Raw genomic sequence first — 22020 nt, forward strand, 5'->3', positions numbered from 1 at the left:
ACACCAGGAAGCGAGAGCCTCCCAGTGTAACCTCTTGTTACAGCGGTATCGTCAGGGTCCGGATCAGGCCGCGGGGACCAGCTCGGTGGCGGCTTTCGTTGCGCTTGAGCACCGCGTAGATGACCCCGGTCACCAGACTGCCGGCGGCGATGGCGCCCAGGTACAGCCAGGCGTGGCTGATGGCGTTGGGGATCAGCAGCACGAAGAGGCCACCGTGGGGCGCCATCAGCTTGCAGTTGAACAGCATCACCAGGGCGCCGGTCAGGGCGCCGCCGATGACGCTGGCCGGGATCACCCGCAGCGGATCCTTGGCGGCGAAGGGAATCGCCCCCTCGGAGATGAAGCACAGCCCCAGCACCGAGGCCGCCTTGCCGGCCTCGCGCTCGCTCTGGGCGAACTTGTGCCGCGCCAGCAGGGTGGCGATGCCCATGCCGATGGGCGGCACCATGCCGGCCGCCATGGTGGCGGCCATGGGTCCGTAGGTCTTGGACGCCAGCAGGCCGACGGTGAAGGCGTAGGCGGCCTTGTTGATCGGGCCGCCAAAGTCGATGCACATCATGGCGCCGAGGATCAGGCCGAGCAGCACGGCATTGCTGGTGCCGAGATTGTTGAGGAAGTCGGTGAGTCGACTGAGGGCGCCGGCCACCGGAGTGCCGACCAGATAGATCATCACCAGGCCGACGATGAGGCTGGCGAACAGCGGGATGATCAGGATCGGCTTGAGCGCCTCGACGCTGGCCGGCAGCTTGACGTGCTGGGCGATGGCCTTGGCCACGTAGCCCGCCAGGAAGCCGGCGATGATGCCGCCGATGAAGCCGCTGCCCAGACTGGCGGCCAGCCAGCCACCGATCATGCCGGGCGCGAGACCCGGACGGTCGGCGATGGAATAGGCGATGTAGCCGGCCAGCACCGGGACCATCAGCTTGAACGCCGATTCGCCGCCGATCTGCATCAGGGCCGCGGCCAGGGTGCCCTGCTCCTTGAAGGCCTCGATGCCGAAGACGAAGGACAGGGCGATCAGCAGACCGCCCGCCACCACCATCGGCAGCATGTAGGACACCCCGGTGAGCAGGTGCTTGTAGACGCCCGCGCCTTCCTTCTTGGCGGGTTTGGCGCCCTCGCCCGCCGCTGGCACGGCGCTACCGGCCAAGGTTTCGCCCTCGGCCAGCGCCTTCTTGATCGTCGCCTCGGGTTGCTTGAGGGCGACGCCGGTGCCGCAGCGATAGACGCGCTTGCCGGCGAAGCGCTCAACATTGACCTCGATGTCGGTGGCCAGCAGCACCACGTCGGCATCGCGAATGGCCTCGGCCGGCAGCGGATTGCGCGCCCCTACCGAGCCCTGGGTTTCCAGGTGCAGGCGATAACCGAGCTTCTTGGCCGCGTTCTGCAGGGCCTCGGCCGCCATGAAGGTGTGAGCGACACCGGTCGGGCAGGCGGTGATGGCCACCAGCCGTGGCGTCTCGCTGGCACTGGCCGGTACGCTTGGCGCAGCGCCGCTGGCCGCCGGGGCCTGTTCCAGCACCTTGGCTTCGCTGGCGGCGCGCTGCAGGAAGGCATCGACGTCGCGCAGGGCTTCGGCCGGAGCGGCGCGGTAGACACGCTTGCCGACGAAGCGGGACAGGTCGACCGCTCCGGTATGGACCACCACCACCAGTTCGGCGCGCGCCACCTGGTCGTCGGTCAGCAGGGTGGCCTCGGGGCCGTCGTGGATCTCGACGCTGGTGGTCCAGCCACGGCGCTGGGCGGCGGCGTCCAGCAGGCGCGCGCTGAGCACGCTGGTGACCATGCCGGTCGGGCAGGTCGTGACGATGGCGATGTTCATGGGTTTACCCCTGATTCTTGTTCTAGCGGAAAGTCGGGAAGGACGCGTACCCGCACCTGGTCTTCGAAGGTGGCGAGTTGCGCGGAATCGTTGATGCCGAAGCCGATCTGGGTGACCGCCAGGGCCGCGATGGCGGTGGCCGTAGTCAGGGTGCGTTCCGGCGACTGGCCGGTGAGCAGACCGTGCAGCATGCCGGCCAGCAGGGAATCCCCCGCCCCGACGGTGCTCGCCACGGTGACCCTAGGCGGCTGCGCCTCCAGGGTCTGCTGACCGTACCAGCGCACGCCGTCGGCGCCCTGGGAGATCACCAGATGCTCGATGCCGAGGGCGCGCAGTTGCTCGACCAGCAGCGTCTGCTCGGTGGCGGTCTCGGCGGGTGCACCACAGGCTTCGGCCAATTCTTCGGTATTGGGCTTGATCAGCCAGGGACCGGCGGCCAGGGCGGCGCGCAGGGCGGCGCCACTGGTGTCCAGGGCCACCGGCAGGCCCAGCGACTTGAGCCGACCGACCAGCGCGGCCAGCCACTCGGGGGTCACCCCGCGCGGCAGGCTGCCGGCCACCACCACGGCGTCGTGGCCAGGGGCCAGGCGATCGAGGGTTTCGAGCAATTCCTGCTGGGCGGCGGCGGACACCTCCGGGCCGGGTCCGTTGATGTCGGTGATGCGCCCAGCGGCCTCGGCCAGCTTGAGATTGCTGCGGGTTTCGCCGGCGACCCGGACGAAGGCATCGGTGAAGCCGCGGCGGGCGAACAGGGCCTCGAAGGCGGTGGCGTTGTCAGCACCGAGAAAGCCGCTCACCGTCAGGTCGTGGCCGAGATCGGCCAGCACCTGGGCGACGTTGATGCCCTTGCCGGCGGCATGGACGATCACCGCCTCGCTGCGATTCACCGCGCCGGGCTTGAGCTCCGGCAACTGGACGGTGAGGTCCAGCGCCGGATTAAGGGTCAGGGTGAGGATACGGCTCATCGCAGGGCCTCCACGCTCTGCCGCACTTCCGCGGCAGTGGCCAGTTCCAGGGCGCGGGCGGCGCAGGACTGCACCAGGCGCAGCTCCAGTTCGCGCACCCGGGCCTTGACCAGCGGCACGCTGCGGGCCGAGACCGACAGCTCGTCCACGCCCAGGCCGACCAGGACCGGCACCGCCAGGGGATCGGCTGCCAGCTCGCCGCAGACGCCCACCCACTTGCCGTGGGCATGGGCGGCGCGCACCGTCATGTCGATCAGGCGCAGCACGCTGGGGTGCAGGCCATCGGCCTCGCCGGACAGCAGCGGGTGGCCGCGATCGATGGCCAGGGTGTATTGCGTCAGGTCATTGGTACCGACGCTGAAGAAGTCCACTTCCGGAGCCAGCACCGGCGCCAGCAGCGCGGCCGAGGGCACCTCGATCATGATGCCGACCTGCAGGTCGGTGGTGGGGATCTCCTGGCGCAGGCGGTCGAGGATGTCACGCGCCTGACGCCACTCCTCGACCAGGCCGATCATGGGGAACATGATCCGCAGCGGCCGGCCATCGGCGGCCTTGAGCAGGGCACGCAACTGGGTTTCCAGCAGTTCCGGACGGCGCAGGGTCAGGCGGATGCCGCGGATGCCGAGGAAGGGGTTCTCTTCCGGTGGCAGCGGCAGATAGGGCAGCGGCTTGTCGCCACCGACGTCCAGGGTACGCACCACCAGCGGCTTGCCGGCCAGGCCATCGAGGGCGCGGCGGTATTCCGCTTCCTGGGTGGCCTCGTCGGGCGCGCTGTCGTGGCTCATGAACACCAGTTCGGTCCGCAGCAGGCCGACGGCTTCGGCGCCCTGCTCCACCGCGGCGGCGGCCTGGGCGGTATCGCCCAGGTTCACGGCGATCTCGACGTGGTGGCCGTCACGGGTGGTGGCGCTTTCGAAACGGCGCGCTTCAGCGGCGCGGCGACGCTCGGCCTGGACCTCGCGCTCACGCTGCACGGCCTCGATGCGACGGGCATCCGGGGCGATTTCCAGGGTGCCCTTGTCGCCATCCAGCAGCAGCACGCTGCGCGGCGCCAGGTCCAGCACGCGGCGACCGGCGCCGACGATGGCCGGAATGCCCAGGGCGCGGGCGACGATGGCGCTGTGGGAGCTGGCGCCGCCACGGGCGGTGAGGATGCCGCAGACGCGCTCGCGGTCCAGCCGCGCCACATCGCCCGGGCCGACCTCGTCCATCACCAGCACATAGGGTTCTTCAGGCTCGCGGGCGGATTCGACGCCGCACAGCTGGGCCAGTACCCGCCGGCCGACATCGCGCAGGTCGGCGGCGCGCTCGGCGAGCAGTTTGTCCTGCAGGGCTTCCTGCTGGCTGGCGGCTTCCTCGATCTGGGCGTCCCAGGCGGCCGCAGCGCTGGCGTTGGCCTTGAGGCGGGCGGCGATGCCCTGCTGCAGATCCGGGTCTTCCAGCATCTCCAGGTGGGTCAGGAAGATCTCGCGTAGAGCGCTGGCCTCGCTGCGCGCAATCAGCGCCTCGATATCCGCGCGTACCGCGGCCAGGGCCGCATCCAGGCGCTGGCGTTCGGCGGCGGCGCCTGCGCCGGTAGCGGGATAGTCGAAGTGCTGGGGTGCCACCACATGGGCCGGGCCCACGGCCAGGCCGGGGGCGGCGGCCACGGCCTGGGCGCGATCGCCCGGGGCCAGCGGCAGTTGTTCGGACGGGTCCACCAGGCTGATGGCGGTGACCCGGGCGGCCCCGGCCGGGGCCGGTGCGCTGGCGGTGACCGGTTCCACTTCCTCACCGAGACCGGCCTGCACAGCGCCGATCAGATCGTTGAGCGCGGCCTCGGCCGGGGTGCCAGGCTCGACGAGGAATTCCAGGGTCTGGCCGCGACGGGCCCCCAGCGCCAGCAGCCGCGACAGGCTCTTGGCCGAGACCGGGGCGCCGTTGTCGACGCGCACGCGGATCTCGCCGTCATAGGCCTTGGCCAGCCGCGCCAGCTCCTTGGCCGGACGGGCATGCAGGCCATGGGCGTTGGCCAGCACCACCTGGGCACTGGGCCAGTCCGGGGCGACTTCGCCGCCCAGGGCTTCGAGCACGGCGCGGCGGGAGGTGGCCTGGGCCAGCTCCTGGCCACGGCCGGCGACGAGCAGATCGCAGAGGCGTTCGAGCAGGGCACGATGGCCCTCGCCCAGGCTGGCCAGGCAGAACAGGCCGCGCACCGGCTGCTCCTGCACCTGCAGGGTCTGCAGCGGAGTGACGAAGGCCAGGCCGGGGCGTTTCACCGCGGTCTCGCTATTCAGCCACCAGAGGCCGTCGCCCAGCGGCAGCGGCTGGCTGGCCTGCAGGGCACCGGCGAAGCCGGCCCCCACGCATTCCATGTGCTTGAGCATGCGCGCACCCTGCCAGGCCAGGTCTTCCAGGTCCTCGGCATCGATGGCCAGTTGCACCAGTTCTTCGTCCAGCGCCAGCGCCTGGGGCGCGCCCTGCAGCAGGTCGAGGATCTGCTGGGGTTCGCGGGCCTCGCGCAGGGCCTGTTGCAGGTCGCTTTCACCGAGGGCCCGGGTGAGCAGCTGCAGGATGCGCAGGTGTTCGTCGGATTTGGCGGCGATGGCGATGGCCAGGTAGGTCAGCTGACCATCACCCCAGTCCACCCCGTGCGGGAATTGCATCATCCGCACGCCGGTGACGAACACCTGGTCGCGGGTCTGAGGCGTACCATGGGGAATGGCGATACCCTGGCCGAGGTAGGTGGAGCCCTGGGCCTCGCGGGCCTTGAGCCCTTCGAGATAACCCGGGGCGACCAGACCGTCGGTCACCAGGGACTCGGCGAGCATGGCCAGGGCAGTCGCCTTGTCCGGCGCCTGCTGGGCCATGCGGATATGCTGGGCATTGAGTTCGAACATGGAAGGATACCTCCGGCGCCGCGCGCCTGATCCTGGCGCCGTGCCTTTCTTGTAATAGATGCTTGCCGGCTCGCTCAGCCCTGCAATCGCGTCGGGAGCGGCGTGGCAGGGCCCTTGGCAGATTCGTGCCAGCCCTCGGACAACAGAAAGCTGAAACGTTTCACCCAATGGGACTGGAACGTTACTCGATAATCGCCGATCCTTGAAGCACAACACACAATAAAGACCGTCTCGCCAGCGCCGTACAGCGCCAGGCCATTCAGGTCCCATGAGGAACAGGCGTGAAACTCAGCGACATCGCCCAATTGGCCGGCGTATCCCTCACCACCGCCAGCTACGTCATCAACGGCAAGGCGGCGCAAAGACGCATCAGCGCGGCGACCGTGGCGCGGGTCATGGCCGTGGTCGAAGCCCACGGCTACCAGCCCGACCAGCGCGCCGCCGGCCTGCGCCGTGGTGCCACCCACACCCTGGGCTTCCTGCTGCCCGACCTGGAGAACCCCAGCTACGCGCGCCTGGCCAAGCAGCTGGAACGCCGGGCACGGGCGCGCGGCTATCAGCTGCTGATCGCCTGCACCGACGACAATCCCGACAGCGAACGTCAGCTGATCGCGCTGTTTCGCGCGCGCCGCTGCGACGGCCTGTTCACCGCCAGCAGCCTCGCCGAGGACGACGCCCCGTACCGCCAGCTGCAGGAACACAACATCCCGATCATCGCCATCGATCGCCAGCTCGATCCGGCGCAATTCTGCTCGGTGGTCAGCGACGACCACACCGCCGGCCGGCAACTGGCGGCCACGCTGCTGACACCGAACACCCACAGCATCGCGCTGATCGGCGCCCGTCCCGACCTGGCCATCAGCCGCGCCCGCGCCGCCGGCTTCGCCGCGGCCCTCGCCGACCACCCGGCGCGCCACTGGGAGCGGCATGCACCCCACTACAGCCGGGAAGGCGGTCGCGCCCAGGCGCTGGCCATGATCGAAGAACTCGGCCACTGGCCCGAGGCGCTGCTAACCACCTCCTACGTCCTGCTGCAAGGCGTGCTGGATGTGCTGCGCGATCATCCACTGGCCGCAGGCGACACCCTGCGCCTGGCCACCTTCGGCGATACCCAGTTGCTGGACTACCTGCCGTTCAAGGTCAACGCCATCTCCCAGCAGCACGAGGTCATCACCGAGCGCGCCCTGGAGCTGATGCTGGACGCCCTGGAAAACGATCACTACCTGCCCGGTGTGCAGGCCATCCCGAGGGTGCTCAAACGCCGTCTGCCATGAGCCTGCTGATCGATACCCACAACCATCTGGACTATCCGGACTTCGACGCCGCGCGACCGGGCCTGCTGGCCGAATGCGCGCGACTCGGGGTGATTCGCCAGGTGCTGATCGGCGTCGAGCGCAGCCAGTGGCCGCAACTCTGGCGGGTTGCCACGGATAACGCCGGCCTCCATGCGGCGCCCGGCCTGCATCCGCTGTACCTGCAGCGCCATCAGGAGGCCGATATCGAGGCGCTCCGGACCTTTTGCCTGGAACGCCGGAGCGATCCCCGCCTCTGCGCCCTGGGCGAGATCGGTCTGGACTATTTCATCGAGGCGCCGGACAAGACGCGCCAGGCCTGGTTCTTCGAACAGCAGGTGCGCCTGGCCATGGAGCTGGACTTGCCGGTGCTGCTGCACGTGCGCCGCGCCCATGCCGATGTGGTCAGGATCCTGAAGCGTCTCAAGCCACCCCGAGCCGGCATCGCCCACGCCTTTTCCGGCAGCTATGAAGAAGCTCGCGAATACCTGCGCCTGGGCTTCAAGATCGGCCTGGGCGGCGCGCCCACCTGGCCGCAGGCGAAGAGACTGCAGCGGGTACTGCCACAGTTGCCGCTGGAGGGCATCGTGCTGGAGACCGATGCGCCCGACATGCCACCCGCCATGCATCCGGACGTGCGCAACAGCCCTACCCATCTGCCGGCCATCTGCGCCGCCCTGGCGCCGCTGTGGCAGGTTTCGGCCGAGACGCTCGCGGCGACCACTACGCGTAATGCCTGCGCGGTGCTCGGCTGGGACGCGGACCGGCTGGCCTAGACGTCGCCGTCCTGCAGCTCGGCGTGCAGACGCAGCCAGTCGAACGCCGGTCCCGGATCGGTCTTGCGCCCCGGGGCGATAGCGCTGTGGCCCTGGATGCGCTCGGCGCTGATCGCCGGATAGGCGCGCTGCAGCGCCCGCGTCAGCCGCCCCAGGGCAAGATACTGGGCGTCGGTGTAGGCCAGGTCGTCCGTGCCTTCCAGTTCGATGCCCAGGGAGAAGTCGTTGCAGTTTTCGCGCCCGTCGAAGCAGGAGATACCGGCATGCCAGGCGCGCTGCTCGCAGGAGACGAACTGGGTCACCGCCCCGTCGCGCTCGATGAGAAAGTGCGCCGCCACCTTCAGTTCGGCGATCTCCGCGAAGAAGGGATGGGCCGAATGATCCAGGCAATTCTGGAAGAACGCCTGGACGCAGCCGGTACCGAATTGCCCGGGCGGCAGGCTGATGTTGTGGATCACCAGCAGGGACACCACCGTCCCCACCGGGCGTTCGTTGTGGTTGGGCGAAGGACAGCGGCGCGCCTCGCGATACCAGCCCTCGACGAACGCCCGCTCCATCAGCGGGCCTTGGCCTTGAGCGCGTCGCGCAGCGCGGTGGCGTCGCTGAATTCGCGCTGGCTGACGAAGCGGCCATGATCGAGGGTCACCCAGAGCACCTTGTCGGCAGCGCCCGGAAAGCGCGGCACGATCCGCGATTCGCGATCGAGCAGGATTCGGTAGCCGTACTTGCGCATGGCCGGTACGGCGAACATCCGCGTGATGGCCGCCGGCATGCTGCTGATATCGGCGATGTAGGCCACCCGGCTGCCGTCGATATAGTTCGCCGGCTGCTCGCGCATGGCTTCCTTGACCAGGCCGGAGCCGCTCATGCTGCGCGCCACCAGCAGGACCTGCAGCTGGTCGTCGAAGGTATAGGGCTGGTCACGCTGATCGAGCAGGGTGAAGGGTGCCACCCGCTCGCCGGGTTCGAGCGCCAGGGCGGTCAGGGGCAGCAGCAGACACGACAGCAACAACGCCAGAACTCCAGCGCGCATGGCATCCTCTCTTGAAAGGTCTATCGAGGCCGCTATCCTGCCCTACCGCTCGAATTGGCACCACCATCGCGTCGAGGAGCTCCATGATCCCGCTCAAAGAACTGCTCGCCCAGGTCCCCCAGTCCGGCGAGGTGCGCTGGATCGGCGTGCGACCCGCCTCCCGTGCGCCCACGGTCGAGATCGAGGCCGTGGAAGCCCGGCGTGACGCGGGCCTGACCGGCGATCACGCCCGCCCTACCTCGCGCAACCAGCGCCAGGTCACCCTCATCCAGTGGGAACACCTGCCGGTGGTGGCCGCACTGATCGGCAAGACGGTCGCACCCGCCGATCTGCGCCGCAATCTGGCCATCGCCGGGATCAATCTGTTCAGCCTGAAGAACCGGCGCTTTCGCATCGGCCAGGCGATCCTGGAGACCACGGGCTGGTGCCAGCCCTGCGCGCGCCTGGAAGAACGCCTGGGCCCGGGGACCTTCCAGGTCATGCGCGGCCATGGCGGCCTCACGACCCGGGTGCTGGAAAGCGGCATCATCCGCCTGGGCGATCGGGTGGAGGTCCTGGATTGACCCCAGTATCTCCAGGGTCGAATGGCCGGGTCAGCCCGGTTAAACTAGCGCTACCTCTCGTCGCCGCAGACATCCTTGCCAGAGCAGATGCACGCCGCCTCCCTTGAAAGTCACGACTTTTCGCCCATCTTCTCTGCTAGATGGCGCGACTATCACGCGTTGCGACGACCCCCAGATTTCTACCGACCCGGGACTGCGCCCGCTTGCGGCGACGCGCCCGGTCCGGCCCCCGCTTTCCTTCTCCATGAGTGCTCTCCATGACCCATCGCATCGTTATCGTCGGCGGCGGCGCCGGCGGCCTGGAACTGGCTACCCGCCTGGGACGCAGCCTCGGCAAGCGCGACCAGGCGCAGATCGTGCTGATCGACGCCAACGCCACCCACCTGTGGAAACCGCTACTGCACGAGGTGGCCGCCGGCTCGCTCAATTCCACCGAGGACGAACTCAGCTATGTCGCCCAGGCCAAGTGGAACCACTTCGAATTCCAGCTCGGCCGCATGACCGGCCTGGATCGCGAGCGCCGCAAGGTGCAGCTGGCCGCGATCGAGGACGACGGCGCCGTCCTGGTCCCGGAACGGGAGATCGGCTACGACTCCCTGGTGCTGGCCATCGGCAGTACCACCAACGACTTCGGTACGCCAGGCGCTGCGGAAAATTGCATCTTCCTCGACACCCGTGCCCAGGCCGAACGCTTCCACCGCAAGCTGCTGACCCACTACCTGCGCGCCCACGTCAGCGAGCAGCCGGGTGAATACATCGAGGTGGCCATTGTCGGCGCCGGTGCTACCGGCGTGGAATTGGCGGCCGAATTGCGCAACGCCGCCGAAGAGTTGCAAGCCTACGGCATGGACCGCATCCGTCCCGAAGACCTGCGCATCACCCTCGTCGAGGCCGGTCCACGCATCCTGCCGGCGCTGCCCGAGCGAATCGCCGGCCAGGCGCACCGCACCCTGGAGAAACTCGGCGTACGGGTGCTGACCGGTTCGGCGGTCAAGGAAGTCCGCGCCGACGGCCTGCAGACCGCGGGCGAATTCGTTCCGGCCAGTCTCAAGGTCTGGGCCGCCGGTATCCGCGCCCCGGCCTTTCTCAAGGACCTGGCGGGCCTCGAGACCAATCGCATCAACCAGCTGGTGGTCAACTCGACGCTGCAGACCACCCGCGACCCGAACGTCTTCGCCCTCGGCGACTGCGCGGCCTGCCCCCTGACCCCCGGCGACACCCGTACCGTGCCACCGCGCGCCCAGTCCGCCCACCAGCAGGCCTCGCTGCTGGTCAAGACTTTCAAGGCGCGCCTGGAAGGCAAGCCGCTGCCCGACTATGTCTACAAGGACTACGGCTCGCTGATCTCGCTGTCGCGCTTCAGCGCGGTGGGCAATCTCATGGGCGGCGCCCTCGGCAGCCTGACCCTGGAAGGCTGGCTGGCGCGGACTTTCTATGTGTCGCTCTACCGGATGCACCAAGTCGCCCTCTATGGCCCGCTGCGTGCCCTGGCGCTGTTTGCCGGCGATCACCTGAGACGCAAGACCGAGCCGCGCCTGAAGCTGCACTAGGCCTCTGGTCTGGGCATGAAAAAAGCCGTCCTCAGGGACGGCTTTTTTTATGCCTTGCGCAAAGCACTCAGGACAGCGACTGACCGCGCAGATTGCCGATCACCGAAGTCATGGCCCGGTCGAACAGCAGGGCATCGTCCAGCAGCCGTACCCGACCCTCCTGGTAATCCAGCGCCAGTTCCTCGCGGGTCCGGTCCAGCACCTTCATGCCGGTCCGATTGACGAACACCAGGCGGCCCATGGGGCGGATGACCGCGGCCAGCTTGCAGCGCAGCTTCTGCTCGACATCCTGGATTTCCAACCAGGCGCCCACCGAGAGGACATCCACCCACTCCAGGGAGTCGCTGGTCAGTCCGGTGATCCGCTCAGCCGCGCGCGGCAGCTCGAAGGGCTCGTCGACAGGCACCGACGCCGGCACCACGACCGCCGTATCCGCCGCCGCATCCGCCAGTTCGGGACGGGTCTGCTGAAAGGTCTGGACGTGCAGGGACTCGAGCTCGGTGAAGAATTCGGAGGTGGAAAAGGGATCGAAGGCCGCGCTGGCCAGGCCTTCCCGCAGTGCCTTGAGCAGGCCGGGCACCATTTCCAGCAGGCGCTGGCGCGATGCGACGTCGTGGTGCGGCTGGATGCTCCAGATCAGATCATCCATGGTCTTGAGGGCTGCGCGCCATTCGCTGGAATCATAGCCCTGCTTCAGGCAGGTCAGCAGCAGCACCTGGCTCCAGGCCTCGCGCAGGACACGTTGCACGGCAGCGGGCAACGGGTGCTCCTGCAGGCGCTGGCTGAGCACGTGCTCGACCTGCAAGCGAGCGATCTCGGCGCGCGCCCGGCCTTCCTCGGCATCACGGGTGCGCTGTTCGAGCAGCTCACTGCGCCGCTGCTCGTCGCTGACATAGGCCATGAAGTCGGCCAGCAGCTCGGCGAAGATCTCCGGATCGTCGACGAAGTCGGACAGCAGGCGCTGCACGATCTGCTCGATCTTCTGGTACAGGCCGTCGCGCTGCAGGTCGCTCTGCTCGCCCCAGCCCAGGGAAGCGGCGGCGATCTCGTTGAGCAGTCGCCGGGCCGGATGGCTGCCACGGCTGAAAAAGGTCTTGTCGAGGACCGCGACCTTCAGCATGGGAATCTGCAGGCGAGCGATCAGTGCCTTGAGCGAATCCGGCAGGGTGAGGTCGTCGAGAATGAATTCGAACAGCATCGCCACCAGGTTGATAACGTCTTCGTCGACCTGCCCCACCACGCGCTTTCGACCCGAGCGCTCGCTGATGCGGCCCAGGGCAACACCCAGTTGCGCCTTGAGGTCGTAGCCATCCAGGGACTGACTGGATATCTGCTGCTGCAGGTGGGACAGCAGACGCATGAGGTCATAGCTGGTGATGACCTGGCCATCACCGGTCGCGGCGCCTTCATCTGCGGTCATGGCGCCACCCAAGGCCGCACTGGTCGGCGTCCGCAGCTGAGCCAGCAGGCCCTGCAGGGTGCCGAAGAGTTCCTGACCGTCGTCTTCGCTGTTGACGTGGGCCGGGGTGCGTCCGCTGTAGCCCTTGGCCGAGCGGCTCGGCACCTGCTGGGGAATGGCCTTGAGCTGGGGCAGTACGCCCGCCTCGACCAGTTGGCGATTGGATTCCGCATACAGCTGACCCAGCCCGTTGAGCACGAAGCGCTCGAACAGCTTGTAGATGATCAGCTTGACCTTAATGTCGGTGTCGAGATCACGACAGGCTTCGACGAAGGCCTCGCACAGGCGGCGCGGCCCCAGCGGATGAGTCGAATCGTCCAGCTTGCTCGACAGCTGGGTATTGAACCTGATGGTCAGGTGGCTGATGGCCATGGCGTTGTTGCTGAGGGCCTTGGCCACCATGGTGTCCACGGCGACGCTCTCTTCCAGCGCATCGTTCTGCACCAGACTAAGGTCTTCGTAGGAAACGCTGTCCAGGCGCATCTCCGGCTTGCTGCCAACCAGGTTGTTCAGCGCCGCGAAGCGCTCGAAATACTGCTGGAGAAAGCTGCGCTCGATGCTCTTGCGCCGGAGGCGCAGATCACGCATCGCTTCGAAGTAGAGACTCTGTTCCTGGTTGCTGCCGGCCCGATCGGCCATCTCAAACAGCGCATCGTCGGCGTTGTCGAACAGCTGCTGCAAGGACGCATTGAGTCGCTGAGCGGCGCGATCCCTGACCGGTAAAAGCACTGCGGGCAATCGGGAAGAAGATTCCCCGAGCGCCTTGAAATGAACTACGTTTACGTCGTTCTGCACCACCGCCTCCCACAACCGTTCTTGCGTTCGGCTGAATCGCGTTCCACTACAGGAGCATTGAACAACGTTGGCCGCCCTGGCCGCGAGGTGAAACGTTGTCGATGTGCCATTATTTGCTTTGCCAAGGCATCGACCAATCGACATCTGCACAGTACATGACAGGGTTCACAAGGCACCTGTCAGTCAGCGCCTGCCCTTCAAATAATTCGACGTTGTCTATCTCAGATCGTCAACCTCCCCTAAAGTTGCCCGCTCGCCTCCCGCAGCCCTTCTCGGAGTTTTTTCATGTCCAGCGCTACCCCTGCCGATCTCGCCCAGGTCATCACTGACAATGTCGCCGCCGCACTGCGCGAAGACGTCGGCAGTGGCGACCTCACGGCCGGTCTGATCCCCGCTCATCAGCACGCCCGGGCGCGGATCATCACCCGCGAAGCCGCGGTGGTGTCAGGCACGGCCTGGGTCGACGAGGTGTTCCGGGTGCTGGATCCCGCAGTGGAAGTCCGCTGGCAGGTGACCGATGGCGAGCGGGTCGCAGCGGACCAGGTGCTGTTCGAACTCGCGGGTCCCGCGCGCGCCCTGCTCACCGGCGAGCGCAGCGCGCTGAATTTCCTGCAACTGCTGTCCGGCACCGCCACCCGCTGCCGCCACTATGCCGACCTGGTGCAGGACACCGCCGTAAGGCTGCTGGATACCCGCAAGACCCTGCCCGGCCTGCGCCGTGCCCAGAAATACGCGGTCACCTGCGGCGGCTGCTACAACCATAGAATCGGACTGTTCGACGCCTTCCTGATCAAGGAAAACCACATCGCCGCCTGCGGCGGCATCGCCCAGGCCGTGGCCGCCGCCCGGCAACTGGCGCCGGGGCGTCCGGTGGAAGTCGAGGTGGAAGATCTGCGGGAGCTGGAGCAGGCCCTGAGCGCCGGCGCGGACATCGTCATGCTGGACGAGCTGAGTCTGGCCGACATGCGCACGGCGGTGGCCCTGACCGCGGGCCGGGCCAAGCTGGAAGCCTCGGGCGGCGTCAACCAGGACACCCTGCTCGGCATCGCCCAGACCGGTGTCGACTACATCTCCATCGGCACCCTGACCAAGGACGTCAAGGCCGTCGACCTGTCCATGCGCATCCTGAACTGAGCGGGATAGGCAAAGTGCCGCGCGGCGGCTAGACTCCGCAGCCGCGCCTCTTGCGCACCGGCTTCGAGCGGTCCTGACGACCGCTCGCCTCTCGCGACACTCGAACAAGATCGAACCCGTGACCAAAGATCAACTTCGCGCTGAACTGGAACGCCAGGCCCAGCGCTATCAGGATGTCTACGGTGGCGAAATCGTCACCTACGCCGCGCAACCCAAACCCGACCGCAAGCCCTGGAAGAAACGGCCGACCGTGCAGGACGAGGTGTTCGCCTCGGAAGTGCGCAAGATCGCCGATCTCAAGGCCAAAGCCAGCGACGAGTCCATCACTCAGGACACCTGAGGCGAGTCTTCAGCCCCGCTGTCCGGAGCACCCGCCACGCCGTCTTCGTCGCCTTGCCGTGCCTGCAGTTGCCGCCAGAGTGCCGCGGCGGCAGTGAAGTCGGCGCCGCCGTCGAGAGTCATCGCCTGCAGGTCGTAGCGGGCCAGGCAACCTTCGCCCAGACGGGGTGGCTGCTCCGCGGTACCGGGAGCAGCCGCCGGGGAGTCGCTGTCAGTCGAAGATGACGGTCTTGTTGCCATGGACCATGACCCGCTCTTGCAAGTGGTATCTCAGACCGCGGGACAGCACCATCTTCTCGACGTCCTTGCCCAGCCGCACCATGTCCTCGACATTGTCCCGGTGGCTGACGCGCTCCACGTCCTGCTCGATGATCGGACCGGCATCCAGCTCTTCGGTCACGTAGTGGCAGGTGGCGCCGATCAGCTTGACGCCGCGCAGCGACGCCTGGTGATAGGGCTTGGCGCCGACGAAGGACGGCAGGAAGCTGTGGTGGATGTTGATCACCTGGTGGGCATAGCGCGCGCAGAGATCCGGCGGCAGGATTTGCATGTAGCGCGCCAGGACCACGGTATCGGCCTGGTGCAGATCGATCAGCCGCGATACCTCGTCGAAAGCCGGCTGCTTGTTGGCGGGATCGACCGGCACGTGGAAAAAGGGAATGCCGTGCCACTCGACCATGCTGCGCAGGGTGTCGTGGTTGGAGATGACGCAGGGGATCTCGCAGTCCAGCTCGCCGCTGTGCCAGCGGTGCAGCAGGTCGGCCAGGCAGTGGGATTCGCGACTGGCCATGAGCACCACGCGCTTGCGCTGGGCCGAATCGGTGATCCGCCACTGCATGGAGAATTCCCGCGCGATGGGCGCGAAGGCCTGACTGAAGCCGGCCAGATCGAAGGGCAGTGAATCCGCGCGGATCTCATGGCGCATGAAGAACCAGCCACTCTCCGTATCCGAGTGATGACTCGCTTCGGTAATCCAGCCGTTATAGGTCGCCAGGAAGTTGCTGACCTTGGCCACGATACCTACCCCGTCCGGACAGGCGATCACCAGACGAAACGTTTGCATAGCACAACCTCGAACGAAAAGGGGCTGCATTCTAGGCGCAGTCGCCTGCAGCGTCGAGCGGCGCAAGGTGCCAAGGCGCGCGCCTGTACGGCGAGGGTAAAGACTTTGCAAAGGACAAGTAAGGACCGACAAGTTCCACTGCCGACCTGCTGAAAGTTGCGCGCCTTTTACCAACATCATTGTTGCGACGGACGCCGCCTTAATTATCGGGCTGTCATGCGGACAGTTTACTTATTCCAATAGCCAATCTATGATCGATGCAGAATTTCATCTCTGCATCACTCAGAACAAAGGCCGTTTATGTCGCTCATCAACGAATATCGCCAGACCGAAGAAGCCATCAAGGAATTGCAGGAGCGCCTGAAGTCGCTGCAAGAGGATGACAAACTGCAGCGTGAGCTGGAATTCGAAAAGAAACTCCGCGCGCTGATGGGTGAGTATCAGAAATCCCTGCGTGACATCATCGGCATTCTCGATACCGAAGCCAAGCCCGCTCGCCAGACCCGTACGCCCAAGGCCAGCAATGGCAGTACGCCCAAGCGCGCCCGTAAAGTTAAGCAATACAAGAATCCGCACAATGGCGAAGTGATTGAAACCAAGGGTGGCAATCACAAGACGCTGAAAGAGTGGAAAGCCAAGTGGGGTTCGGATGACGTCGAGTCCTGGGTAACCCTGCTGGATTGATCAGAAAAACGCCGGCCAGCCGGCGTTTTTTTTGCCTGCACGGCAAAGGGTTGCGCAACCAGCCAATCCCCAAACACCGACTGCCAGCTTCAATACTCCGCTGACACGACCGTTCACCGCGTCTTTCATATTGTCCAAGCAACATCTTTCTCAGCTGAAGCTGCGGTCCTTGGCCACGGCACCTTTGGCTGTGCACGTCTTTTCTGTTAGCAGACGTCTCTAACGACCTTTGTTGTTCGCGACTTCAGGCAACAGGATTATCCAACCGCTGCATCAACGCCCGAACATGGGCGGACCAGGCCTCGAGAATCGGTACCCGCTCGCTGGCCACCTCAGGCTGCAGTTGTTCGGCCAGGGTAATGAACTGGGTGCAGGTCATATGGCCTTGACCTTCTTCACCCAGCAGGCGCTGCCGGCAGAATTGTCGCCAGCGCGCCCCCTCTTCCGCGGTCAGCAACTCGGGAAAGTTGCGCGCACGATAGCGAAAGAACAGCTCCGGATGTCGCTCGTCCTGAAAAGGCCAGGACCGGCTGCCAAGTTGCTCTGCCGGACACTGCTGAACCTGTTCGCAGAGTTGCCGTTCTTCGGCGGCAATGAAACCGTCGTACAGTCTCTCTTCGGCATCCTGTTCCCGGGTGGCAAAACCGGAGGCCTCGGCATAGAGCGCCTGCACCTTGGGTTGCCAGGTCGCACGCTGGTCGAGCAATTGGCGGGCGCGGCGCCAGACGGCGGCCTGATCGAATTGCAGCCGCTCCGTGTCCGCAGGGCGCAAGACGCTGAAGGGCGCCAGAATCGGACACCTGTTGATCTGTACCAGCTTCAGCGGCACCGGGAGGTCACCCTCGGCCAGCGCCTCCCGCCGGGTATAGAGGCGTTCGCGCAGGGTCTCGACATCCAGTTCCAGCAGCGGCTCCGGCGCCAGGCCGAGATCGCAGACGATCAGCGCGTTGCGATTGACCGGATGCCAGGCCAGCGGCAGCACGGGTGCGAGGAAATGTCGCTCGGCGCTGAAGCGGCCGGAAACGTGCAACAGGGGTTCGAGCAGACGGATGCGCGCCAGCGCCGCCTTCTTCTGGCGCTGCGTCCAGAGATAGTCATAGAGCCTTGGTTGCCGCTGCTTGACCAGCCGCGCCAGGGCCAGGGTCGCGCGGACATCCGCCAGGGCGTCATGGGCCTGAGCGTGTTCGATGCCGTTGGCGACAGTCAGACGGTCCAGGCGTAGGGAAACGCGCTCAGCGTCCTGCGGCCAGCTCAGACTCTCCGGGCGGAAGGCATAGAGCGCCCGGATCAGGCCGAGCACATCCCAGCGACTGTTGCCCTGCTGCCATTCGCGGGCATAGGGATCGTGGAAGTTGCGGTACAGGCTGTGCCGTACCATTTCGTCGTCGAATCTCAGGTTGTTGTAGCCGACCGCGCAGGTGTTGGGACGCCGCAACTCCTCGTGGAGGCGCTGGACGAAGTCGCGCTCGCGCAGCCCCAGCCGCTGCAGGGTGGCCGGCAGGATACCGGTGACCAGGCAGGCCGCGGGATGGGGCAGGACATCCTCGCTCAGTTGGCAATGCAGGTTGAGCGGCGCCTCGATTTCGTTGAGCTCCAGATCGGTACGCACCCCGGCCACCTGCAGCGGTCGATCCCGCCGTGGATCGATCCCCGTGGTCTCGAAGTCGTACCAGAAGATACTTTGCGTCACACTGCCCTCCCCTAGAATCGGCGCAGTCTAGCATCGTCGTGCGCCTTGCTCCCGAACGCCCGCACCCGCTAGGCTCTGGCGCCTGTCTACCGCGTATTCTCTCTGCCCATGCGTTCAGTCGATCGGCTCTCCCTTCGCTTCAGGTGCCGAGGTATCGGCGTACGCCTGGGCGCCGCCGTCTGGGCGCTGACCCTGTCCCTGGCCTGCCTCGCGCAGCAGGAGCCGCTGTCCTGCCCCCTGCCGCCGCAGTCCGACAGTGGTCCGGCCAGCCTGCGCCTGACCCATCAGGGACTCGACAGCCGGACGGCGCGGCAGACCGCCAACCAACTCGGCGCGACCACCCGCAGCACCGATCCCCAGGCGCTGGCGGCGGCTTACCTGCAGCACTTTGGCAGTCGGGTGCGGCACGGCCAAGCCGAACAACTCGCCGAGCTGCCGGCCGGGGACGTCAGGTTCTGGCTGGCCGGCAATCCGCCCCTGGCGGAGACTCAGGCGCAGACGCTGCTGGACTGGGTCGAGGCGGGCGGCCATCTGGTGGCCGTCGCCGATGACAGCACTCTGGCGCTCAGCGCGACCCTGGGCGTTCGCCCCATGCCGACCCGCGAGCTGGGGGGTGCCGCCCCACCCATCATGGCGCTGCCGCTCTGGCCCAACCTGACCCAGCTCTATCTCGCCGAGGACGACGCCCCCGCCTACCTCGGCTTCGACGACAGCCGCCATCTGTTCGATGTCGGTGATCAGGCGGTGGCCTGGGCCAGCAGCGCCAGCGCCACCCATATGCTGATGCTGCCCTGGGGCGACGGCAGCGTGACGCTGCTGTCGGACACCGCGCTTTGGAGCAACGCCCACCTCGCCCAGTACGACAATGCCTGGCTGCTGTGGTACCTCACCCAGGGCGCGCCGGTGACCCTGATCGCCCCGGCGCCACCGCTCCCCCTGTGGCTGGACGCCTTGCAACGCTATGGCCTGGCCCTGCTCCTCCTGACGCTGGCGGCGGGTCTCTGGCTGAGACGCCGCCAGGACCATCCGGCGCCCCGGCGTGACGCCAGACGCTGGCCCGAACTGATCGCCACCCTGCAGCGCGATATCCAGCGCGAGGTGCGCCGCCGTCGCCCCGAACTCACCGATCAGACTGTGGCCGAGCGCTGGCAATATCTGGCGCGCCTGAGCGGCCTGAGCACCCGCATGGTGGGCGAGGCGATGCGGCCCAGCCCGGCACGCCTCTCCACCCGCGACTTCACCCGCCGCATCGTCCAGCTGCGCCTGTTGCGCCTGACCGTGCGCGCCCCCGTTTCCGAGGACTTCCGATGACCGACAGCTCTGCTTCTGACGCCACCCCGGCGGACCCCGGCGAAAGCGGCGTCAAGGCCCGCGCCCTGGCCCGACTGCAGGCCCTGCGACAGGCGCTGCTCAAGGTGCTGCCGCAGCAGGAGGCCGCCGTGGACGGTCTGCTCGCCACCCTGCTGGCCGGCGGTCACCTGCTGTTGGAAGGTCCGACCGGCTCCGGCAAGACGCTGCTGGTTCGCGCCCTGGCCGCCAGCCTGGACGCCGGCTTCGCCCGGCTGCAGTGCCATCCGGCCCTGACCCCTGCCGAGGTGGCCGGCGAAATCGTCACGGACGCCGGCAGCGACAGTGCCCGCCTGCGTCGGGGGCCCCTGTTCAACTCCCTGGTCCTGCTCGAAGAGCTGCAGCGGGCTCCGCCAGCGATCCTCACTCTGCTGGACGACGCCCTGCAGGGTCGCCAGCTGAGTCTGGGCGGCCGCCCGGTGCCCCTGCCAGCGCCCTTCATGGTGATCGCTACCCGCTCCTCGAACAGCGATCTGCCGCTGGCGCTACGGGATCGCTTCCTGGCGCACCTGCGACTGGAGTGGCCGGCAGAAGGCCAGGAGCTCGCCGCCCTGCGCCAGGCTGTCCAGCAGGGTCACGGCGATCCCCTGGAAGCTGCGACCCTGCGCCCGCTGCTGCAGGCGCGGGATCTGCCAGCCCTGCAGCGACTGGTGGCCGGCCTGCCGGTCGCGGAGCCGGTCCTCGAGCATGCCGTGCGCCTGATCCGCCTCACCCGGGAGTGGCCGGCCTTCGAGCAGGGCGCCGGGCCGCGCGCCGGACAGGCCTTGCTGCGTCTGGCCCAGGCACAGGCCTTTCTGCGGGGTGGCGACAGCGTGACGCCCGAGGATGTGCGCACCCTGCTGCCCGCCGTGCTGCGTCCACGCCTGCGGCTGACCCCAGAGCGCGAATTCGAGGGCGACAGCCTGGATGGCCAGATCCTCAAGCTGCTGGGACAGTGTCCGGCACCGCGCCCATGATCCAGCGCTGGCTGCCACTGGCGCTGGGCGCCCTGGCCCTGCTCAGCCTGATCCTGGGCTGGCTGGCGCCTCTGCGCTGGCAGGCCCTGCCGGCCGCAGGGGCATCGCTGCTCCTGGGGCTGGCCCTGCTGGAGCGCCGGCACTGGCGAAAGATCCGGGCGAATCCGCTCATCGCGCAGCCAGCCAGGGCACGCCTGCGGGCGAACACGCCTGTGCAACTGCTGATCGCTAGCCCGGGACTGGTAAAGACCGACGGACGCGGAAGCCACGAACAGGTGCAGGGCTTCTGGCAGGCGCTGGCGGCCAGTGGCAATGAGCTGCGGCTCTACGGCCTCGATCCCGAGCTGCGCCTGCTGGCGGCGGCCACGCCCGCTCGCCCCCTGAAGCCTGATGTCCTTCCTCGGTCGGTCCCAGGCGCGACGGCTGATTTCAAGGCGGCGCTGGCGCGGCTTTGCAGCCAGGCGCGACCCGGCAGTGTCCTGGTGGTTCTGGCGCCACTGGATGAAGCCAGGGTGGCCTGGCTCGGTCGTCTGGATCTGGGCCGACGCGGCCTGCAGCTCTGGCTGGTCGATACCGCGCTGGAGGAGCTGGCAGAGCCCGACGACATCCGTACCTGGCGCGACGCCTGCCGCTATGCCGAGGCCTGGCAGACCAGGCTTCAGGGCGAGCGTCTGGCCGCGCGCCTGGAGAGAAGGGGAATCCACTGGCTGCCTGCCAGCGCGACGGCGGATCTGCAGACCCGCCTGTTGCAGCTATGGAATGCCGGTGACCCGGATCAGATCGCCGACTGAGAAAGACGGCCGAAGGTGAAATAGTGCTGCAGCACCCCGATCAGCTCGGCGAATTCCGCTGGCGGTTCGGCGACGCTGAAGCCGGAATCGTAATTGCCCGGGGTCACGTCTTCGTGGCTCCACTGGCAACGGGCGTCGAAGTCGACGAAGTGCAACTGGCCGTCCTGCCCCGGAATCTTCAGCCGCAGTTCGAAACGCGCATTCACCAGCATGGGCAGCTGGCTGATCATCAGCAACCCCTCGCGGGAGATGTTGCCGATGTAGCCCATGGGCTTGTCGGTGAAGCGGTTGAACACCTTTAGATAGTAGGGCAGCTGGTGGCGCTCGATACGACGATTCTGAGTCATGGTGCGATTCATCCTGCACACGGTAAAGCCACTTTACCGACAACGTCCTGGAAAGCTCAGCGCTGCGGTAGTTTTCGCACCGGTTGGGGCGTCGCAACGGCCGTTCCGCCATCTAGCCCCAATTGGCGCAGGGTGTCCAGTCGGGCCTGGGCCCGAAAGGCGTATTCGCTGGCCGGAAACCGGACCTGGATGAAACGATAGGTCTGAGCGGCGTCGGCGTACAGCTGCTGCTGCTCGAGACACTGGCCACGCAGCATGGAGAATTCCGGCTGCAGCCAGGGGCGGGCGCGACCCTTGCGCTCGGCCTGGGAGATCTGCAGCAGGGCATTGGTGCAGTCGCCTTCAGCATAGGACTTGTAGGCGGCGTCGAGATAGGAATTCATCGAAACGCTGGTGCAGCCGGTCAGGCCGAACAGCAGGAACAGGCAGAGATAAGGGCGCATGGAAAGTCCTCCTGTTCGCTAGATCGGCGCCGGGGCGCGCTTCTTGAGGGCAAACGACCATTGGTGTGACGGAGCTGCGAAAAGCCGTCATG

General features: G+C 67.0%; 21 protein-coding genes. 10 read left to right on the forward strand and 11 right to left on the reverse strand.

All coding sequences use genetic code 11. The features are described from left to right. Positions 1-37: 37 nt before the first annotated feature. From QE444_RS20780 to ptsP, 3 genes are read right to left on the reverse strand one after another with little or no spacing between them, the layout of a single operon-like run. Positions 38-1822 (reverse strand): PTS fructose-like transporter subunit IIB, encoded by a 1785-nt coding sequence (locus QE444_RS20780; RefSeq protein WP_309741465.1) that lies wholly within the window; start codon positions 1820-1822, stop codon positions 38-40. After that, positions 1819-2787 (reverse strand): 1-phosphofructokinase, encoded by a 969-nt coding sequence (gene pfkB, locus QE444_RS20785; RefSeq protein ID WP_309741468.1) that lies wholly within the window; start codon positions 2785-2787, stop codon positions 1819-1821. The genes QE444_RS20780 and pfkB overlap by 4 nt, the downstream gene beginning before the upstream one ends. Then, positions 2784-5666: a phosphoenolpyruvate--protein phosphotransferase gene (gene ptsP, locus QE444_RS20790; protein WP_309741470.1), complete on the reverse strand. Its 2883-nt coding sequence runs from the start codon at positions 5664-5666 to the stop codon at positions 2784-2786. Before ptsP ends, pfkB begins: the two co-directional genes overlap by 4 nt. A gap of 281 nt (positions 5667-5947) precedes the next feature. Between ptsP and cra the strand changes: the two genes are divergently transcribed. Further along, on the forward strand, positions 5948-6940 hold the full coding sequence (gene cra / locus QE444_RS20795; protein ID WP_133862521.1) for a catabolite repressor/activator: 993 nt from the start codon (positions 5948-5950) through the stop codon (positions 6938-6940). Beyond that, positions 6937-7734 carry a TatD family hydrolase gene (locus tag QE444_RS20800; RefSeq protein ID WP_309741472.1) on the forward strand — a complete coding sequence of 266 codons (798 nt, stop codon included), beginning with the start codon at positions 6937-6939 and terminating at the stop codon, positions 7732-7734. The genes cra and QE444_RS20800 overlap by 4 nt, the downstream gene beginning before the upstream one ends. On the opposite strand, the gene ampD is transcribed toward QE444_RS20800, so the two are convergent. Continuing rightward, positions 7731-8291: a 1,6-anhydro-N-acetylmuramyl-L-alanine amidase AmpD gene (gene ampD / locus QE444_RS20805; protein WP_309741474.1), complete on the reverse strand. Its 561-nt coding sequence runs from the start codon at positions 8289-8291 to the stop codon at positions 7731-7733. The two genes, QE444_RS20800 and ampD, sit on opposite strands and share 4 nt — an antisense overlap. Next, positions 8291-8767, reverse strand: coding sequence for an FAD/FMN-containing dehydrogenase (locus QE444_RS20810; RefSeq protein ID WP_133862524.1), 477 nt, complete (start codon positions 8765-8767; stop codon positions 8291-8293). Before QE444_RS20810 ends, ampD begins: the two co-directional genes overlap by 1 nt. Positions 8768-8850: 83 nt before the next feature. On the opposite strand from QE444_RS20810, the gene QE444_RS20815 reads away from it, so the two are divergent. Together QE444_RS20815 and QE444_RS20820 are read left to right on the forward strand one after the other, a co-directional pair. Further along, a complete protein-coding gene (locus tag QE444_RS20815) occupies positions 8851-9330 on the forward strand; it encodes an MOSC domain-containing protein (RefSeq protein WP_309741476.1) in 480 nt (159 codons plus the stop codon). Positions 9331-9587: 257 nt separating this feature from the next. Next, positions 9588-10880, forward strand: coding sequence for an NAD(P)/FAD-dependent oxidoreductase (locus QE444_RS20820; RefSeq protein WP_273806432.1), 1293 nt, complete (start codon positions 9588-9590; stop codon positions 10878-10880). Positions 10881-10947: 67 nt separating this feature from the next. Here the strand turns inward: QE444_RS20820 and QE444_RS20825 are convergent, their stop codons facing one another. Further along, positions 10948-13134, reverse strand: a complete 2187-nt coding sequence (locus tag QE444_RS20825) for a DUF1631 domain-containing protein (RefSeq protein WP_187980160.1) — start codon at positions 13132-13134, stop codon at positions 10948-10950. Between the two features lie 285 nt (positions 13135-13419). Here QE444_RS20825 and nadC point away from each other — a divergent pair, with 285 nt between their 5' ends. Both nadC and QE444_RS20835 read left to right on the forward strand, forming a co-directional pair. Further along, complete coding sequence (nadC, locus tag QE444_RS20830) at positions 13420-14268, forward strand: carboxylating nicotinate-nucleotide diphosphorylase (RefSeq protein ID WP_309741480.1); 849 nt, start codon at positions 13420-13422, stop codon at positions 14266-14268. Between the two features lie 118 nt (positions 14269-14386). Beyond that, positions 14387-14608, forward strand: a complete 222-nt coding sequence (locus QE444_RS20835) for a hypothetical protein (protein ID WP_133862529.1) — start codon at positions 14387-14389, stop codon at positions 14606-14608. Here QE444_RS20835 and QE444_RS20840 read toward each other — a convergent pair. After that, complete coding sequence (locus QE444_RS20840; protein ID WP_285386386.1) at positions 14596-14847, reverse strand: hypothetical protein; 252 nt, start codon at positions 14845-14847, stop codon at positions 14596-14598. The genes QE444_RS20835 and QE444_RS20840 overlap by 13 nt on opposite strands. After that, a complete protein-coding gene (gene purU, locus QE444_RS20845; protein ID WP_133862531.1) occupies positions 14819-15670 on the reverse strand; it encodes a formyltetrahydrofolate deformylase in 852 nt (283 codons plus the stop codon). The genes QE444_RS20840 and purU overlap by 29 nt, the downstream gene beginning before the upstream one ends. A 300-nt stretch (positions 15671-15970) precedes the next feature. Between purU and mvaT the strand changes: the two genes are divergently transcribed. Continuing rightward, on the forward strand, positions 15971-16354 hold the full coding sequence (gene mvaT / locus QE444_RS20850; RefSeq protein WP_187980162.1) for a histone-like nucleoid-structuring protein MvaT: 384 nt from the start codon (positions 15971-15973) through the stop codon (positions 16352-16354). Between the two features lie 244 nt (positions 16355-16598). Here the strand turns inward: mvaT and sbcB are convergent, their stop codons facing one another. Next, positions 16599-18044, reverse strand: a complete 1446-nt coding sequence (gene sbcB / locus QE444_RS20855) for an exodeoxyribonuclease I (protein WP_187980163.1) — start codon at positions 18042-18044, stop codon at positions 16599-16601. 108 nt (positions 18045-18152) lie between these two features. On the opposite strand from sbcB, the gene QE444_RS20860 reads away from it, so the two are divergent. From QE444_RS20860 to QE444_RS20870, 3 genes are read left to right on the forward strand one after another with little or no spacing between them, the layout of a single operon-like run. Next, positions 18153-19355 (forward strand): DUF4350 domain-containing protein, encoded by a 1203-nt coding sequence (locus QE444_RS20860; RefSeq protein ID WP_309741485.1) that lies wholly within the window; start codon positions 18153-18155, stop codon positions 19353-19355. Next, a complete protein-coding gene (locus QE444_RS20865) occupies positions 19352-20347 on the forward strand; it encodes a MoxR family ATPase (RefSeq protein WP_285386391.1) in 996 nt (331 codons plus the stop codon). Before QE444_RS20860 ends, QE444_RS20865 begins: the two co-directional genes overlap by 4 nt. Beyond that, positions 20344-21138, forward strand: coding sequence for a hypothetical protein (locus QE444_RS20870; protein WP_309741487.1), 795 nt, complete (start codon positions 20344-20346; stop codon positions 21136-21138). The genes QE444_RS20865 and QE444_RS20870 overlap by 4 nt, the downstream gene beginning before the upstream one ends. Here QE444_RS20870 and QE444_RS20875 read toward each other — a convergent pair. Both QE444_RS20875 and QE444_RS20880 read right to left on the reverse strand, forming a co-directional pair. Beyond that, on the reverse strand, positions 21123-21485 hold the full coding sequence (locus QE444_RS20875) for a PilZ domain-containing protein (RefSeq protein WP_026083800.1): 363 nt from the start codon (positions 21483-21485) through the stop codon (positions 21123-21125). The genes QE444_RS20870 and QE444_RS20875 overlap by 16 nt on opposite strands. Positions 21486-21541: 56 nt before the next feature. Continuing rightward, positions 21542-21928, reverse strand: coding sequence for a tol-pal system YbgF family protein (locus tag QE444_RS20880; protein WP_133862536.1), 387 nt, complete (start codon positions 21926-21928; stop codon positions 21542-21544). Positions 21929-22020: the final 92 nt, after the last annotated feature.

The organism is Pseudomonas sp. SORGH_AS_0199, assembly GCF_031453735.1.
Lineage (GTDB): Bacteria > Pseudomonadota > Gammaproteobacteria > Pseudomonadales > Pseudomonadaceae > Chryseomonas > Chryseomonas aestiva.